At 55.3% G+C, this 16,066-nt stretch carries 13 protein-coding genes; 11 read left to right on the forward strand and 2 right to left on the reverse strand.

The window, feature by feature from the left end; translation table 11 throughout:
• Positions 1–5 precede the first annotated feature (5 nt).
• The 11 genes from ACJO3T_RS11265 to ACJO3T_RS11315 all read left to right on the forward strand — a co-directional run bounded on the left by ACJO3T_RS11265 (position 6) and on the right by ACJO3T_RS11315 (position 13,271).
• Positions 6–1,079: a FemAB family XrtA/PEP-CTERM system-associated protein gene (locus ACJO3T_RS11265; protein ID WP_406978499.1), complete on the forward strand. Its 1,074-nt coding sequence runs from the start codon at positions 6–8 to the stop codon at positions 1,077–1,079.
• Complete coding sequence (locus ACJO3T_RS11270; RefSeq protein WP_406978500.1) at positions 1,076–2,248, forward strand: glycosyltransferase family 2 protein; 1,173 nt, start codon at positions 1,076–1,078, stop codon at positions 2,246–2,248. The genes ACJO3T_RS11265 and ACJO3T_RS11270 overlap by 4 nt, the downstream gene beginning before the upstream one ends.
• Positions 2,248–3,597, forward strand: a complete 1,350-nt coding sequence (locus ACJO3T_RS11275; protein ID WP_406978501.1) for an O-antigen ligase family protein — start codon at positions 2,248–2,250, stop codon at positions 3,595–3,597. The genes ACJO3T_RS11270 and ACJO3T_RS11275 overlap by 1 nt, the downstream gene beginning before the upstream one ends.
• 1 nt (position 3,598) lies before the next feature.
• Complete coding sequence (locus ACJO3T_RS11280) at positions 3,599–4,753, forward strand: glycosyltransferase family 4 protein (RefSeq protein WP_406963741.1); 1,155 nt, start codon at positions 3,599–3,601, stop codon at positions 4,751–4,753.
• 1 nt (position 4,754) lies between these two features.
• Positions 4,755–6,647, forward strand: a complete 1,893-nt coding sequence (gene asnB / locus ACJO3T_RS11285) for an asparagine synthase (glutamine-hydrolyzing) (RefSeq protein WP_406978642.1) — start codon at positions 4,755–4,757, stop codon at positions 6,645–6,647.
• A 23-nt stretch (positions 6,648–6,670) separates the two neighbouring features.
• Positions 6,671–7,663, forward strand: a complete 993-nt coding sequence (locus ACJO3T_RS11290) for an acyltransferase family protein (protein WP_406963742.1) — start codon at positions 6,671–6,673, stop codon at positions 7,661–7,663.
• 30 nt (positions 7,664–7,693) lie between these two features.
• Positions 7,694–8,557 (forward strand): hypothetical protein, encoded by an 864-nt coding sequence (locus ACJO3T_RS11295; RefSeq protein ID WP_406963743.1) that lies wholly within the window; start codon positions 7,694–7,696, stop codon positions 8,555–8,557.
• Between the two features lie 19 nt (positions 8,558–8,576).
• On the forward strand, positions 8,577–9,710 hold the full coding sequence (locus ACJO3T_RS11300; RefSeq protein WP_406978502.1) for a glycosyltransferase: 1,134 nt from the start codon (positions 8,577–8,579) through the stop codon (positions 9,708–9,710).
• Positions 9,707–10,861: a glycosyltransferase family 4 protein gene (locus ACJO3T_RS11305; protein ID WP_406978503.1), complete on the forward strand. Its 1,155-nt coding sequence runs from the start codon at positions 9,707–9,709 to the stop codon at positions 10,859–10,861. Before ACJO3T_RS11300 ends, ACJO3T_RS11305 begins: the two co-directional genes overlap by 4 nt.
• The gene (locus ACJO3T_RS11310; protein ID WP_406963746.1) at positions 10,855–11,742 is read left to right on the forward strand and encodes a glycosyltransferase family A protein; all 888 of its coding nucleotides are present in this window, start codon (positions 10,855–10,857) and stop codon (positions 11,740–11,742) included. The genes ACJO3T_RS11305 and ACJO3T_RS11310 overlap by 7 nt, the downstream gene beginning before the upstream one ends.
• A 140-nt stretch (positions 11,743–11,882) precedes the next feature.
• Complete coding sequence (locus ACJO3T_RS11315) at positions 11,883–13,271, forward strand: glycosyltransferase (RefSeq protein WP_406978504.1); 1,389 nt, start codon at positions 11,883–11,885, stop codon at positions 13,269–13,271.
• Between the two features lie 13 nt (positions 13,272–13,284).
• On the opposite strand, the gene ACJO3T_RS11320 is transcribed toward ACJO3T_RS11315, so the two are convergent.
• Together ACJO3T_RS11320 and ACJO3T_RS11325 are read right to left on the reverse strand one after the other, a co-directional pair.
• A complete protein-coding gene (locus tag ACJO3T_RS11320; RefSeq protein WP_406963748.1) occupies positions 13,285–14,772 on the reverse strand; it encodes an oligosaccharide flippase family protein in 1,488 nt (495 codons plus the stop codon).
• Positions 14,773–14,854: 82 nt separating this feature from the next.
• Entirely contained in the window at positions 14,855–15,817 is a 963-nt protein-coding gene (locus ACJO3T_RS11325; protein ID WP_406978505.1) for a glycosyltransferase family 2 protein, read from the reverse strand.
• Positions 15,818–16,066: the final 249 nt, after the last annotated feature.

Below are 16,066 nucleotides of genomic sequence, written 5' to 3' on the forward strand. Positions count from 1 at the left end.
AAATGATGTCGGGCACGGACGATGTTGAGGTCGTCTCGACAGGTCTCAGGGAGGCCCGGGCCGCGGGATGGGACGACTATGTCAGTCGGCACCCGGACGGCACCGGCTACCACCACCTGGCGTGGCTGGAGAGCATCGCCTCGGCCTATGGTCATCGTCCCTGGTGTCTGGTGGCGCTGTCTCCGGGGGGTAACCTGTCTGGGGTGATGCCCATTTGCGAGTTTCGGGTGCCGTTGCTGGGGGCTCGCTGGGTGTCCTTGCCCTATTGTGACCTGGGAGGGCCGCTTGCCAGCAGCCAGACGGCCGAGACCGCGTTGCGTGACCGGGCCCAGGAGCTGGTTCAGCAACGTGGCGGCAAGGGCCTGCAGCTTCGCTTACCGGGAGCCGTTGTTGAAGGGCATGAGGAAGAGGCTCTGGCGAAAGTCAGCATGCTCTGTGATTTGCCGGAAACCAGTGAGGCCCTGTTCAGCAATTACAAGCCCAAACTGCGAAGCCAGATCCGCAAGGCCGAAAAGAACGGCCTGCGGGCGGAGGTGCAATCCGGTCCGGAGGCTATCCGTCAGTTCTATCGTGTGTTTGCCATCAATATGCACCGCCTGGGGTCGCCGGTACACAGCCTGCGCTGGTTCCTCGACCTGCAGGCGGCATTCGGGGATCGTATGAAGGTGGGGCTGGTGTTCCTGGACGACAGGGTCGTCGGTGCCGGGGTTGTTCTCGTGAACGGCGTCAGGGCCAGCATTCCCTGGGCCTCCACCCTGGCCGAGTACAACCGGCTGGCACCCAACATGCTTCTGTACTGGGCACTGCTGGCCGATGTGACCGACGCCGGCTGCCGGGTTTTCGATTTTGGCCGTTCCACCCCCGGCGAGGGCACCTACCGCTTCAAGAAACAATGGGGCGCCAGGCCCCACGAACTGCGTTGGCTCGACATGACGCCGGATGGCCGCCCGAGCCCTGAAACCGTATCGTCGGGCCAGGCCGGCAGGTTGCGGGCCACGGTTGAATCCCTCTGGCAGCGAATGCCGTTATCCGTGGCAAACCTTCTGGGGCCACCGGTAAGGAAGTACATCAGCCTATGACGACCCTGATGTTGCTGGTGACGGTGACCAGCCTGCTGATCCCCGCCTACGTTTATGCGGGCTACCCATGTGCCCTGTGGTTGCTGACCCTGGGGCGCACCGGGCCAAACCATCGTGTCTGGGAAACCCGGCCAACGGTGGCACTGGTGATTTCCTGCTACAACGAAGCCGACGTCATCCGCGACAAGCTCGAAAATGCCCTGGAGCTGGATTATCCCCGGGACAAGCTGACCATTGTGGTGGTATCCGACGGCTCCGATGACGGCACCGACGACATCGTCCGGGAGTACGCCCTGATCGGTGTCAAACTGATCCGGCAGGAAGGCCGGCTGGGCAAGACCATGGGGCTGAACCTGGCCATGGAGCAGTTGTCCTCGGAGATCACCGTGTTCAGTGATGCCAACGCCATGTACGCCCCCGATGCGATTCGCAAGCTGGTCCGCAACTTTGCCGACGAGCAGGTGGGGTACGTGGTGGGTGCAGCGCTCTACACCGATAGCGACAGTGGCGCCAGTGCCCACAACGAGAACCTCTACTGGCGGTATGAACTGGCCATCAAGGCCATGGAGTCCCGCCTGCATTCCGTGGTGGGCGGCGACGGGGCCATCTATGCCATTCGCTCGCATCTGTGGGAACCGCTCCAGCAGAAGGACATCAACGACTTCGTCAATCCGCTGCAGATCATCGCCAGGGGATACCGGGGCATTTTTGATCCGGAAGCCCGCTGCTACGAGGAAACCGCTGGTGATTTCGGGCGGGAAATCGCCCGCAAGGAGCGGATCGTCAATCGCAGCATTCGCGGGCTGATGCGGGTCAAGAGCGTGATGAACCCCTTCCGGGTGGGCCTCTTTGCCTGGGAGGTGGTTTCCCACAAGCTGCTGCGTTGGCTGATTCCTCTTTTCCTTCTGGTGGGCGCCATTGGCAGCCTGTTACTTGCGCTGGCGGGTTACGGGGTGTTCCAGTTGATCGCCGCCGGCGTCCTGCTGGTGCTGTTACTGGCCGGAGTGGGGCACCTTGCCTCCGACAGGAATGCCCTGCCGCTGTTTATCTCGGTGCCCTACTACTTCGTGATGGTGAACCTGTATTCCCTGCGGGGAATTGTGAAAGCCCTTCGGGGTGAAACCCAGGTGACCTGGAACAGTGCCAGGCCGGGGCGGGAGCAGGACTGATGTCGAAGTTTGCGCTGTTGTTCCTGTTGATATTTTTTGGCGGCATCTTTGCGGCTTTGTTTTTCAGTAGTGCTGCCGCATTTTGGTTATACCAGCTCGTCTATCTACTGAATCCGGATGATCGCTGGTGGGCGGCGGTCATTCCTGGATTGCCTTATTCCTTCGTCACCTCAGCGTTAATGCTATTCGTCATGATGCTCAACTATCGGGCGTTGACGTCGGTTAGTCCTTGGTCTCGTCATCCGTCGTTCAAATGGATTGTCATTCTTCTCCTTCTATATGTTGTGGCTTTGGGTTATGCCCTTGCCCCCAATACACACCGTATTTTCCTCGTTAACTTCATCAAGCTGATCGTCATATTTTTTGTTGCTTATAAGCTGATTAATGATGAAAAAAAGCTGGATATCTCGCTGTGGGTGTATTGTATTGGCTCCACTTATGTGTCCTATCTTATTTGGGGGACGGGGCGGAATGCCAGTGGCAGGGTGGAAGGTATCGGATTTGCTGATGGAACCGATGGTAATGGCGTCGCTGCTGTCTTAGCTCCGCCCTTGGTTCTCTTGCTCTACTACTTCTGGCAAGGATCAAAGAAGCTCAAATTGCTGTCTGTATTCTGTGGAGCGCTGATCGCCAATGCGTTGGTGCTGATCAACAGTCGGGGTGCCTTTCTTGCAGTTGCATTGAGTGCCGGAATTTTCACCTGCTTCATGATCTTCTCCAAATGGCAGCAAAAGGGCCAGCGCGCAGCAGCCGTGTTTGTAATCGTTGTAAGTGCGGCAGGTGCTCTTTATGTGACCGATGATTTGTTCTGGGAACGAATGGGGACACTCAAGTCTTTCGAGGAAGACGAGGGGCGAACCAGCGGTGCTTATAGGATGCAATTTTGGTGGGCCACATTTGATATGGTCGGGGACAACCCGTTTGGAATGGGCATATCCGGTTATAACGTACTGAGTAGGACTTATATACCTCCCGAATTTATGGGGGATATGACGTCGCGATCGGTTCACTCAAGCTGGTTCCAGTTGTTGTCGGACGTTGGTTGGCCTGGTGTTGTTGTTTTCTTTTTCTTGTTTGTAAGCCTCGCATCAACGTCCAGGAAAGCCAAAAAATATGTGTTAAGCCAGGAAAATCATAACCATTATTTTAAGATATTGGCTATCGAATGTGGCCTTATCTCCTACTTTATAGCTGCGACCTTTATTGATCGGATCAGGGCTGAGGCTTTCTGGTGGGCCATCCTTTTTGTGATGATTTCATCTAACGTTTTTTATCTTAAGTTCCAAGAAGCTAGAGGTGACATGTTGCGAAGGAAAGGACGCGTGATTGGGGGTGGTTCAAGTGGGTAAGATGCGCATACTTCAGTTTATTACACCCTCAGGATTCTACGGTGCTGAGCGCTGGGTTCTTGCACTGGCGAATAATATTGATCAAGACAATATCATTTGCGATTTGGCTGTGACACAGGAGAGCGATAAACAGGATCTGACGGTTGCCGAGCTTTACCCAAGAGAAGCAGGGGAAGTTCACTATCTGTCCATGTCGGGAAGGTTTGACATTCAGGTGGTGGACAGTCTGGTGAAGGTTATCAAGGACCGCCAGATCGAGATCGTGCACACCCATGGATACAAATCCGACATCCTTGGATTAATAGCCGCTCGTAGGGCAGGAGTTAAATGCCTCAGCACTCCTCATGGATTCTCTGGCGATGTCGGCTTCAAACTGAAGGCATTTATCCGCATGGGAACCTTTATGCTGCGCTATTTCGATGCGGTTGCGCCCTTGTCCGAGGAATTGGTCGATAATATGGCCGATTTCAAGGTGCCGGCTCGAAAAGTCCATTTTATCCGCAATGGCGTGGATCTGAATGAGATTGAACTTAGCCGGGACATGGGGAGTGAGGCGCCACCTTCGGTTGTAGCTGATGACAGGGTGGTCGGCTTTGTGGGCCAATTGATCCCCCGTAAAGGCATTTCGGAGCTGCTGGAGGTGTTTGACGGGCTTCATCGGGATGATCCTGCACTTAAGCTCCAGATTCTGGGGGATGGTCGTCAACGTGCAGAACTTGAAGCTCAGGCGGCGGCGATGCCAAGTGCCGATGCCATCGACTTCCTTGGCTTCAGGCCAGATCGACTGGAACTGGTGTCCCGGTTCAGCCTGTTTGTGATGACCTCGACCCTGGAGGGCATCCCGCGCTGCCTGATGGAGGCCATGGCCTTGGGCGTTCCTGTGGCAGCCTACGATATCCCGGGGGTCGATCAATTGATTGAACACGAGGTGACTGGACTGCTTGCCCCCTTGGGCGATCAGAGGGCTCTGAAGGACTGCTGCCGACGACTGCTTGAAGATCCAGAGTTGGCTGGAAAGCTGGTAAAGGCAGCCAGGGAAAAGATTGAAAGTACCTACTCATCTCGACGTATGGCCTCTGAATACCAGTCGTTGTTTGCGCACCTGACAGGTCGAAATTCTGTTGCATCAGTGCGATCTGCGGACGGGGCAGGCTGATATGTGCGGAATAGCGGGATTTTGTCGAACTGCAAAAACCTTGTACCCAGATGCCCATCGCACCTGGGTGACAGCAATGGGCGAATCCATTCGCCATCGCGGACCGGATGCCGGGGCTGTGTTTCTGGATGAAGGCGTTGCCCTGGCGCATCGCCGGCTCAGCATCCTGGATCTGAGCGATGAAGGTAATCAACCCATGGTTTCTGCATCGGGTCGATATGTGATTGTGTTCAATGGCGAGATCTACAACTTTCAGTCACTGCGCATGGAGCTCGAATCGGAGGGTGTTCGTTTTCATAGTCGCAGTGATACTGAAGTGCTGCTCGCTCTGTTCGAGAAGCAGGGGGCTGAGTGCCTGCATGAGTTAAATGGCATGTTTGCGGTTGCCATCTGGGACAGGGAGGAGCGTGCGCTTTTCCTGGCAAGAGATCGTTTAGGCAAGAAACCGCTTTACTATTACCATGCCGATGGGCAGTTCGTATTCGCCTCTGAGCTCAAGGCATTGATAGAAATGCCGCTGGTTAAGCGAGAAATTCGACCGGATGCTGTCAAGGATTTCTTCGCCTATCAGTACATACCTGATCCGAAAACCATCTACCAGAATACCTATAAGCTGGAACCGGGCCATTGGCTCAAGACGGATGGTACCAGTGTTCAAGTGGCCAAGTACTGGGATGTGTCTTTTAGCAATATCAGCTCGCGTTCCCAGGGTCAGATTGAGGATGAACTTTATGGTCTGATTGATGATGCTGTCCATCTGCGAATGGTGAGCGATGTGCCGCTGGGAGCCTTCCTGAGCGGCGGAGTCGACTCGAGCGCTGTCGTGGGTTTGATGGCATCGCATGCGGATCAGGCCGTAACCACCTGCGCAATCGGGTTCGATTCGAAAAAATTTGATGAGGTTCAGTACGCTCGCCAGGTAGCCAGTCAGTTTCAAACCAGCCATTACGAGTTCACGGTAAAGGAGCGGGTGGCGGACAGCCTTCCATATATCGCCCGTTTCTTTGACGAGCCGTTTGCCGATCCCTCATTCGTGCCAACGTTTTTCGTGTCGCAACTAGCCCGTCAGGAAGTTACGGTCGCTCTTGCGGGCGATGGTGGTGATGAGAACTTTGCGGGTTACAGCAAGTATCGAACAGATGCCGTTGAGAACCGTTTACGCTCGCTTTTCCCTCTTCCGATAAGACGCTCTTTGTTCCCAATGTTGGCATCAGTGGCAGCGGGGGTTCCCGGGCGGCTTGGGGGCAAGGCCCAGACTTTGTGTCAGACACTGATGAGACCCGCTGATGAAGGCTTCTACCTGACCAACTGTTTCTTCAGGCCATGGCTATGGGATCAACTGGTCAACGACAGCTTCCGAAAGTCGACTGATGACTATGATCCTGCGGATACCACTCGGCGCCATTTTGAGGCTGCGGATACCGAGGATCACTTGTCCCGAATTCTCTATACTGATATCAAGACTTACCTGCCCGGCGACATCCTGGTGAAGGTTGATCGCATGAGTATGGCGAATTCCCTGGAAACCCGGGCGCCGTTGCTGGATTATCGGGTGGTTGAGTATGCCGCCACCATTCCGTCAGCCCTAAAGCTCCGGCAGAAGGAAAAGAAGTACATCCTGAAGAAGGCATTCTCACGAATGCTTCCGGATGACATCCTTTACCGAAAAAAAATGGGGTTCTCGGTGCCGTTGGCCAGTTGGTTGAGGCATGAGCTGTATCCGGTGGCAAATCGCCTTTTGACGGACCAGGATGGTGGGTTGTCCTACTGTTTCAAAATGTCCCGGGTCGCAGAACTCTGGCAGGCTCATATTAACGGGGATGATCGCTATACTCAGGAGCTTTGGAGTATGGTGGTCTTTGGTCTTTGGTGGCAGAGGTATGCGCCATGCTAGGAAGCCGAGGCCGTATCCGCTCAATGGATACCCTGAGAAGCGTCGCCATCCTGATTGTGGTGTTTGCGCACTCGATTCTTGGGTTCGGTTCGCCGCCGCTTCTTGCGCCTTTCCAGCTCGGAGGCATGGGGGTGGATCTGTTCTTCGTCCTGTCGGGCTGGCTTTTAGGAAGCCAGCTTTTCAAGGAAATGGAGAGTGGTGAGATAAACGTCCAGCGGTTCTGGATCCGGCGCTGGATGCGGACACTGCCGGCCTATTATGTGGTGCTCCTGTACACCATGGCGCAGCAAGTGCTTACGAAAGAGTCTCCAGCGACACCCTGGACGTATTTTTTCTTCCTCCAGAATTACGATTATCCACTTGAGATATTTTCAGTCAGTTGGTCTCTCGCAGTCGAAGAGCAGTTCTACCTATTCATTGCACCATTCCTTGCATTTACGATTTATTTTCGCCCGAATACACGGTTGGCAATGTTACTGTTGATCTTCATCCTGCCGTCCGTATTTCGGTATTTCGAATGGTACGGAACCACCTCCGAGACTCATGTTCGACTCGACTGTTGTATTATGGGGGTGCTTCTGGCTTGCCTTAAATACCAGCACCGGACAATCTGGAATCAGATGCTGAAGTATTCCGGGCACATGGCACTACTGGCAACGGGCTTCTTCATACTTTACTTCTATCAGCGCTTTTTTCCGCTGAGTTGGCTCGACGAGCCGGGGTTCGTTGCCAGGGCTTTGATGTTTGGAGCTTGGGTGGTGTATGCGAATTCCAGCCCGAAGGTAAGCTGGAACCTATATTTCCCCGGGGCAAATTACGTGGCCACCAGGTCCTATGCTATTTACCTGCTGCATCCTGATGCTATTGCCATTGCTAACAGGCTGCCCATTGAGCTGCCGTTTGTCGTTTACCTGTCGTTGGTGCTTGTGCTGTCGGCATTAGCCGCCGAGGCATTGTACAGGGCGGTGGAGCTACCCTTCATGAATATGAGATCCAAGGTCCGGCTGGCAACTTGAGCTTGCGGAAAGGATGAGGCAAAGAGTGACATGACGGCTCGCACCAGTACACCAAGGTCGGTAAAGAAAGTCTTCCTGGACGCTTTTTTCCTGTTATTGGCGTTGGCGGGTATGGCGTTGATGCTCATCAATGCTTACGGCTTGACCCAGCCGATACGGAAACCGGGTCTGGGGATCAACGACCATGACCAGTTGAGATTTATTCCAGAGGAGGTCTGGTCTTACGAACAAAGCCTGGAAGCTATTGACCAGTTGGGGGGAGGGTCGACGAGGAGCCTGGTCGGTCAAGCTAATCGTGTTGTTAACCAGAGTCTTATCCATATCGACTGGGTAGATGTCGATCCGAAAGAGTACCGACAACTGGTCCCAATATGGGAGAACTACTTCCTGTGGGGCATTGGCAAGTTTTCTGGTCTGCCCCAGTTTGAGCGCTACCACTATGCCAATTACAAGCGCAATATCCGACGGGGCATAGGAATCTGTGGTGATGCATCCACGGTGCTGTCCAGTATTCTCGATAACCATGGAATTGAAAATCGTATTGTATCCTTCCATGGCCATGTCATCGTTGAGTATGAGGACAAGGAAGGAAATCGTTACCTGGCAGATCCGGACTTTGGTGTTGAACTTGAAGGTAATCTGGAGCAACTGGTTCGAGATCCGGACAGATTCAGGAAGCACTACTCTGAAGCTGGCTATCCACCTGACGAGGTGGACTATCTGTTCAAGGCCTATGAATCCCGTTTTGCCATATTCGACGACACCTACCATTTCATGACCAAACGCTACATCTTTGAAGAAGTCAGCTATATCCTGAAATGGCTCCTGCCGTTGGCCCTGCTGGCTTTTTCCGGTATTTATTTCCTGTGGCGCCGTCGCGCCCCAAAGCCCTGATTACTGGACTGATCGTTTTATGGGCAATTTTGTGTCAAAGCTCAATATCCTCCATGTCACCTTCAATATGGGCGTTGGTGGGACGGAGCAGGTTATTACCCAACTGGTGGAGAACGGCGATCCCCAGCGGTTCCGTCAGGAGGTACTTTGCATTGATGGGGAGGTCGGTCCGATGGGGCAGCGGCTGGCAAACCAGGGAATCAAAGTGTCGGCTTTGTGCCGGCGACCGGGTATTGACCTGAGACTGGCCCGGGACCTGCGCCGGCGGATCCGCGAGGGGGATATCCACATCGTGCATTGTCACCAGTACACCCCTTACTTCTACGGCTGGCTGGCGGCCCGGATGACCCGGGCCTTGGTGGTCTTCACCGAACATGGCCGGTTCCACCCGGACCGGTATCGGACCAAGGCCAAATGGCTGAACCGGTGGATGGCCCGGACAACCGCGGCCCTGGTAGCCATTTCCCGGGCCACGGCCGATGCCCTGGCGGAGTATGAGTTCATGCCGAGGCGCCGGATCCAAGTCATCTACAACGGCATCCAGGGCAAGACGGTAACCGAAGACCAGAAGCGATCCCTTGCCGGCGAGCTGTCCTTGCCCAAGGGAGCCCGGGTGTTGTGCATGGTGTCGAGGCTGGATCCGATCAAGAACCACAGCCTGGCCTTGCGGGCCTTTCAGGCCCTGTGCGACCGGCTCGACAACCTGGTCCTGGTGATTGTTGGGGATGGCCCCGAACGTGCCGCCATCGAAGAGCAGGTCAGGGAACTGGGCCTGTCGGAGCGGGTTCGTCTGGTGGGGTATTCGGCGTCCCCTGAGAAGTACATGGCCCTGTCGGACCTGTATCTGTTGACCTCGTACTCGGAAGGCACCTCCATGACCCTGCTGGAGGCCATGAGCCTGGGAGTTGCGCCGGTGGCCACCGATGTGGGCGGCAACCCCGAGATCATCGAGCATGGAAAGAGCGGCTGCCTGGTGCCCAACGATGATCAGCCGGCCCTGGTTGAGGCGCTTGCCGGATTGCTGGAACGGCCCGATCAGATTGACCGTATGGCCCGTGAGGCCCGTGAGGCTTTCGAGGCCCGTTTTTCGGTGGCCACGATGGTTGGGGAATACAACAGGCTTTATAACAATGTGGCGGGTAGCCGGGCATGAAAATAGCGATCCTCAGGACCGATGGCAGCGACGTTGACCATCGTCAATACAACAGCCAGGAGATCGGGCTCGCACGGGGCCTGACCAGCCAGGGCCATACCGTCAACATCATTACCGCCGAGGGAGGTTCGGACAATCCTCCGGTGGAAGTGATCGACAGTCAATCAGGCAGCCCCATTACCATTATCCGCACCGGCTACCGCCGCATTCCCGTGCTGGAATACGGTGTCCTCACGGGCCTCTGGAAGCTGCTGCGCAAGGGGCAGTACGATCTCGTTCATGTCAGTGAGGAGAACAACCCCGCCGCCACCATGGTGGCGTTTAATTGCCGCCGACTGGGCATTCCCTATGTGATCTACCACGGCATGTACGTGGTGCCCTCCGGTCGCGCCAGAACCTGGTATGACCGGCTGCATGGGTATCTGCTGGCGCCGGCCATCCGCCGCAACGTCCGCGCCTTCCTGGCCAAGACCACCACCGCCCGCGACTTCCTCCGGTCCCGGGGGATCAACGACGTACAGGTATTGCCCGTGGGGCTGGATACCACCCGGTTTGAAGCCATGACCGAGTCCTCTCCCCATGAAGGAATGTTGCAGGAACTGAGATCCCGTTATTCCCGGATCCTGCTGTACGTGGGCAGGCTGGAGCAGCGACGCAATCCGATGCTGCTGGTTGATATAGCCGCCGCCATGCGTGATGACACCGCGCTGATCCTGGTGGGCAACGGGCCGATGGAAGAGGCGGTCCGTCAGCGCGTGGCTGAACAGGGGCTCGACAATGTGATCATGACCGGGGCCCTGGGGCAGGAGGAGTTACCAGCCATTTACCGCCATAGCGACGTGTTCCTGTTGCCCAGCGACTACGAGATCTACGGCATGGTATTGCTGGAGGCTCTCTATTTCGGCGTGCCTTGCGTGACAACCGCCACTGCGGGTGGTATCGACGTCATCGGCGGCAACCAGGCGGGTGAAGTCGTCCGGGGCCTGGACCTGGACGACTGGGTGGCCGCCATTCGCCGGATTGGTGAGCCGGGCGCGGATACCGGGTACCGGGATCGGCTGTCGGCCCTGGTGAGGGACAGATTCTCCTGGGAGCAGATCGCCATTCACTACCTGGAGCTTGTTTCGGATGAAAGGGGAAGGACATGTTAGGAACACTCAGGAAGATCAAACACGAGTTTCTGTCACTGGAGGGCTTCTACGGTTTCCTGAGTCACCTGCCAGGGCTCAAACGGGGGCGCTCCCATGACCTGGACAGGGAAGTGGTGGTCAGCATGACCTCCATCCCCTGGCGCTTCGAAAAGCTGCATGCGGTTCTCATGAGCCTGCTCTGGCAAACGGTGCGCCCGGACCGGGTTGTCCTCTGGCTGTCGGAATACAATCAGAAGGGGGAGAAGGTCATCGACCCCGAAAACCTGCCGGCAAACCTTCGCCGGATGCAGCGCAAGGGGATTGAGATCGCGTTTGTCGATGACATTCGCTCCTACCGGAAGCTGCTGCCGTCGCTGGAACGTTACCCGGACGCCATTATCATCACCGTGGATGACGACACGCTTTATCCCGGTAATTGGCTTGAAAAGCTGCTGGCCGCTCACAGTGACCATCCCGAAGCGGTTGTGTGTTACCGGGGGACCAGAATGCTGGTGCAACGGGGTAGCCTGGCGCCGTACATCCAGTGGCCGGAGTTCACGGAACGCAATAAACCCAGCTATCTGCTGTTTGCCCAGGGGTGCGAGGGCATACTGTACCCCCCTGGCTCCCTTCATCCCGAAGTCCATAACCGGGATGCTTTCATGGAGCTGTCCCCGACTGCCGATGACGTGTGGTTCAAGGCCATGGCGCTCTACAACGGCGTGCCCCATGTGAAGATTACTGAAAGGCACCAGGATTTCCCGCGTACCTGGGGCAGCCAGGCGGAAGATCAGTCACTGCATCATGTCAATAATACGCTGGGTCATAATGATCGGCAGGTGGCTGCGGTGTTTTCCCGCTACGGATTAATAAGCCGTCTGCAAGATGTTAGCCAGGCTTAGTCGTTTCATCCGGGATGCCTCCGCGTATTGGAGTGATGGTCATTGGTACTAATTCAGATAACCAGCCATCATTACCATGTGTCGGATGAACTGTAAGCCTCTAGTAGTCTATTTCAAAGGCAGTATTCAGTGAGGTTGGAGTGGGCAGTCTGAAAGGCAAGCGCATTGTAATGGTCAGCCTGATACCTGACGCAGGTCACCTGAAAAGTCTATTTCTCATCCTGAAGAACCTGGAGGATGCTGGCGCCGAGATTTACGTTCTGGTGCCTGATGAAGCGGAGATCCAGGCACGAAGTTTTGGTTTTCCCTATGAGTTGATTGGCCCGGTAGTGCCGGAAGATGGGCGTCAGTTTTTGCAGGTTCTGTCTCGGTCCGGAAGATGGAAGCATGTGTTCTTTACACATCTGGAAGCGCAGAAACGCTACTTTCTTACGCTGACCTATAACGGATTGCAGCATCGGCGATACATCATGGAAAAACTGAAGGGGTTAGGCTGTGACGCACTCCTCTGTGATCCCCATATCTTTCTCGAGGAGTATGGCCTGATGGCGACGGTGCTGAAGGTCCCCCTCATTGTCCATGAGGCCACGGGAACGCTCTACCGGTTGCAGGACCGGCGGGCTCACTTGGAAAAACGCTCATGGAGTGGCGAGTTGTTGGAACGATTCGCGTTGCAATTCATGCCGGCCTGGCACTATCGCTTTAACAAGGTATTTCGCAGACGCCGGTTCAAGGCCTGGGGCGATATGAGCCGGTTCGTTAATGAGCACAGGGCGTCCTATTCCCGGGCCAGGCCAGGTGCAGTCCATAGAATAACGACGGGGACGGCTAACATCGAAAACAAGTACCTGTTTGGTGGAGCCCAGAACTCGGATCCATTCATCAGACTTGGCTCCCTGGATCCGGAGTCAGACTGGGGCGCCGGTCAGAGTGTGATGGATTGGCTTAGTGGTTGTGAAGACAATAGCGTGGTTTATCTTTCCTTTGGTACTCTGGCCTCGCCGCCAGACCGACTCGTGCACAGGATCATTAATCACATACGGCTATTGGGAAAGCGTGTATTGGTGGCTGCCGGAACTGGTTCTGAAGGAACAAGACGAAAATGGGAAGATGACAGTGTTCGTTGGGTGGATTGGGCTCCCCAGGCGTCGGTATTGGCCAGTCCAAAGGTTACTGTATTTATTAGCCACATGGGGGCAACCAGTTACCGGGAAGCGTTGTGGTTTGGCAAGCCGGTGCTGGGTATCCCGTTGCTGTGGGACCAGTTCTATTGCGCGTGGGCGGCGGAATCCCTGGGCGTTGGGCGTATGATTCGGACATTCCGGATCAGTGATAATGATCTCCATGAGGTCATTTCTGACGTTTTATCCAATATGGGCTTTGTGGCCAATGCAAGGCGATTGTCGGAGGAACTCAAAGCCGAAAGCGGCGATGAGCATGTTGTTCGTTTTGTTAACGATGTTCTGGCCACAGGGGATCGTTCTTCTGACGCATCGCGTATGGTGCCACCGGAACACCAGCCGATATAACGCTCTTGTACCTCTATCCCGATTTGTGGAGTATTCGCGCCCAGAGCCCTCTCACTATATTGCCCAATGTTTTCAGGGCAAATGCCCCTTCATCATAACGTTGGTATACCGTAACCAATATCAGTAGGAATGCGGGAATGAACAGGCCAAAGTAAAGCACGGCTACTGGAAAGACAGAAAAACTGTTGAGCTCTATGGCTAGTCGGGTTTCTACTTCCCCAGTCAACCACGCAGCCAGTATCGCCAGCAGGATAGTTGGTGAAATCAGGGCCGCGAGGCGAAGAATCCGGATTCCCGTGCAGTACCGTAGAAAGGCAATTATGCCTAAGACAAGGCCTACTGCGAACAGTGAGCGTACCTCTATGAAGTGCCGAATTTCCAGGTTGCGTGACAGAAAGAGGGCAGTTGTCAGCATCACAAGGCCAATGATCTCGAAAATGAAGAGCGCCTTGACTCGCCCCAGCGACATAATGGCCTGATTGATTATCTGGCCAAATGCGATCGTCGCAAGCACGACCGCCAACGGTGGTAGCATCGGATAGGCGATGGCCCACTCTGGCCCGAAAAAGAAGTTGATGATGTGATCAGGGAACCACCACATGAAGACCACGATCGGCATGATTATCGATGTGATCACGAAAATCGCCTTTGATAACTGCTGGTTGAACTCCTGGAGGTCGTCCCGGACCCGGGACAGTGATGCCAGCAGGGGTTCCACGGCGGGGCCGATGATGTCCGTGCTGGGGAGCACCGAGAGATTCTTGGTCATGTAGAACGCCCCCAACTCCTGTGCCGAGAAGAACTTTGAGATCAGCAGCGAGTCCATCTGCGATTTGCTGAATCCCACGCTTGCCCGAAACAGTATCCATTTCGAAAAGCGCCACTGGTTGCGCCAGTTGGCCAGGCAGGGCCGTGGACGAAACGGGTGGATCAGATAGGAACCCAGGCAGAGCACGCTGGCGGAGGTAATATCGCCAATGATGAGGGCCCAGTAGGATTCAGTGGTGAGGGCAATGGACAGGGTGACCGTGAAGGCACAGACCTTCTGGGTGATCATGACGAAGAAGATCCGGCGATAGTCCAGTTGCCGTTTGAGGGCAATAAGCCCCGGGCTTTTCAGGGCGTTGATCAGCAGAATCGACGAGGTGGCATAGAGTACGGGGACCAGGCGCTGGTCCTCGTAAAAGTCAGCGATAAAGGGAATCGCGATCACCAGCAGCAGGAAGATGGCCGACTTGATGATCAGGTCGATCGTCCAGGCGGTGGACAAGTCCGAGGAGGCGACATCGTCTTTGTGAATAATATAGGACTCGCTACCGGTGGCGGCCAGTGTCTCGCAGAAGTACAGCAGGAGGGCTGAAATGGCGACGATGCTGAAGTCGTCGGGGGTCAGTATCCTGGCGAGCACCAGAATGCTGACCAACCCGATGGATCGCTGGACGCCCTTTGCCATCAGGAGAAATGCGGAACTCTTGAGCACCCGGTTGGCGGTCGTCGACATGGATGGCGGTCAATGGTTGAGAGAGTGGCGATCACGGCAATGTGATCAACGAGTCATGATCTGGGAGTGTCAGATCCTCCGGCTACCGGGAGGGATGATATAACCCGATCGATGTCAGCGCACTTTTTATATGGAACTTTATAATGGCGAGGCGCTCGTTGTCAGGCCTGGGAATCCGGATTCTGCCCCCCGTCAGGCGCACGGCCTGTTCCCGGAATCCGGCCCGGTCGGGCGGGGCCAGTTCAAAGTGATAGTTGGTCAGATCCGTCTGCTGTCGTGTGCGGATGATCGGCTCCCATTCGCTGGCAAACTTCTCGCTACCCGTCGCTGCTGAAACAAAGGCCCTTGCCTGTTCATAGACATCATACATGGACACGTCGTCCGGCCGTTTTCTGGACTTGGTAATGGACTGGGGGCGCTGGCGATAGAGATAGGTGCCCTTGCGTACGGTCTTGATGGATTCCGCCAGGGCAACGGCGCAGATGGTGAAGTAGTTGTCTTCCGATACGCTCTTGCCGGTGTAGTGCCTCAACCCAATCCCATGGATGAACGCGGACCTGTAGAGCTTGTTCTGGGTGAGCCCGGTGGAGGTGATCAGGGGAGCCTTTTCGTCGGGGGTGGTGAGCAGGGCGTCGCCGGTAACACCGACATTGCGGGAGTTTTTACGACCATCGGGCCAGTACTCCAGCACGTTCCCGGTTACCACGATATCGGGTTTTTCGGGAGAAGTGCTGGAATAGAGTTCTTCCAGGTAGTCGTCGCTGACAACATCGTCCGAGTCAATAAATGACAGGTACTCGCCGGTGGCGCTTTCGATGCCGAGATTTCTGGCAGAGCCGACACCGCCGTTCGTCTTTTCGATCACCCGGAACCTGGGATCCCTGTCAGCCACTGCCCGGAGAATATCCCGGGATCGATCCGTAGAACCGTCATCCACGCAGATAACGTCAATATCATCCAGTGTTTGACGACAAAGGCTGGTCAGTATTTCATCCAGACATTCCTCGGCGTTGAAAACCGGTACCACCACACTGACTTTGGCCATTCCTCACCTGCCACCATTCCTGGCGAAGTTTCCTGTAAACGAATCCTTACAGTGGAAATTAATGGAGTTCCTGCAACCAAGTCAAGGATTTGGGATTGCCTTACCCGAGTCCTCGGGCAATTGTCGGCATGTGGATGTCGGCTTCCTTTACACGATTAGTGTTAAACAGAGGTTACATGCGTTGCTGAGAGCGCGTTTGTTTCCGAATTTTAATAAGTTATCAATGCTTGGTTCATTATTTGCTGCTGC

The sequence above is a fragment of the Marinobacter shunpengi genome (assembly GCF_045449715.1).
GTDB lineage: Bacteria > Pseudomonadota > Gammaproteobacteria > Pseudomonadales > Oleiphilaceae > Marinobacter.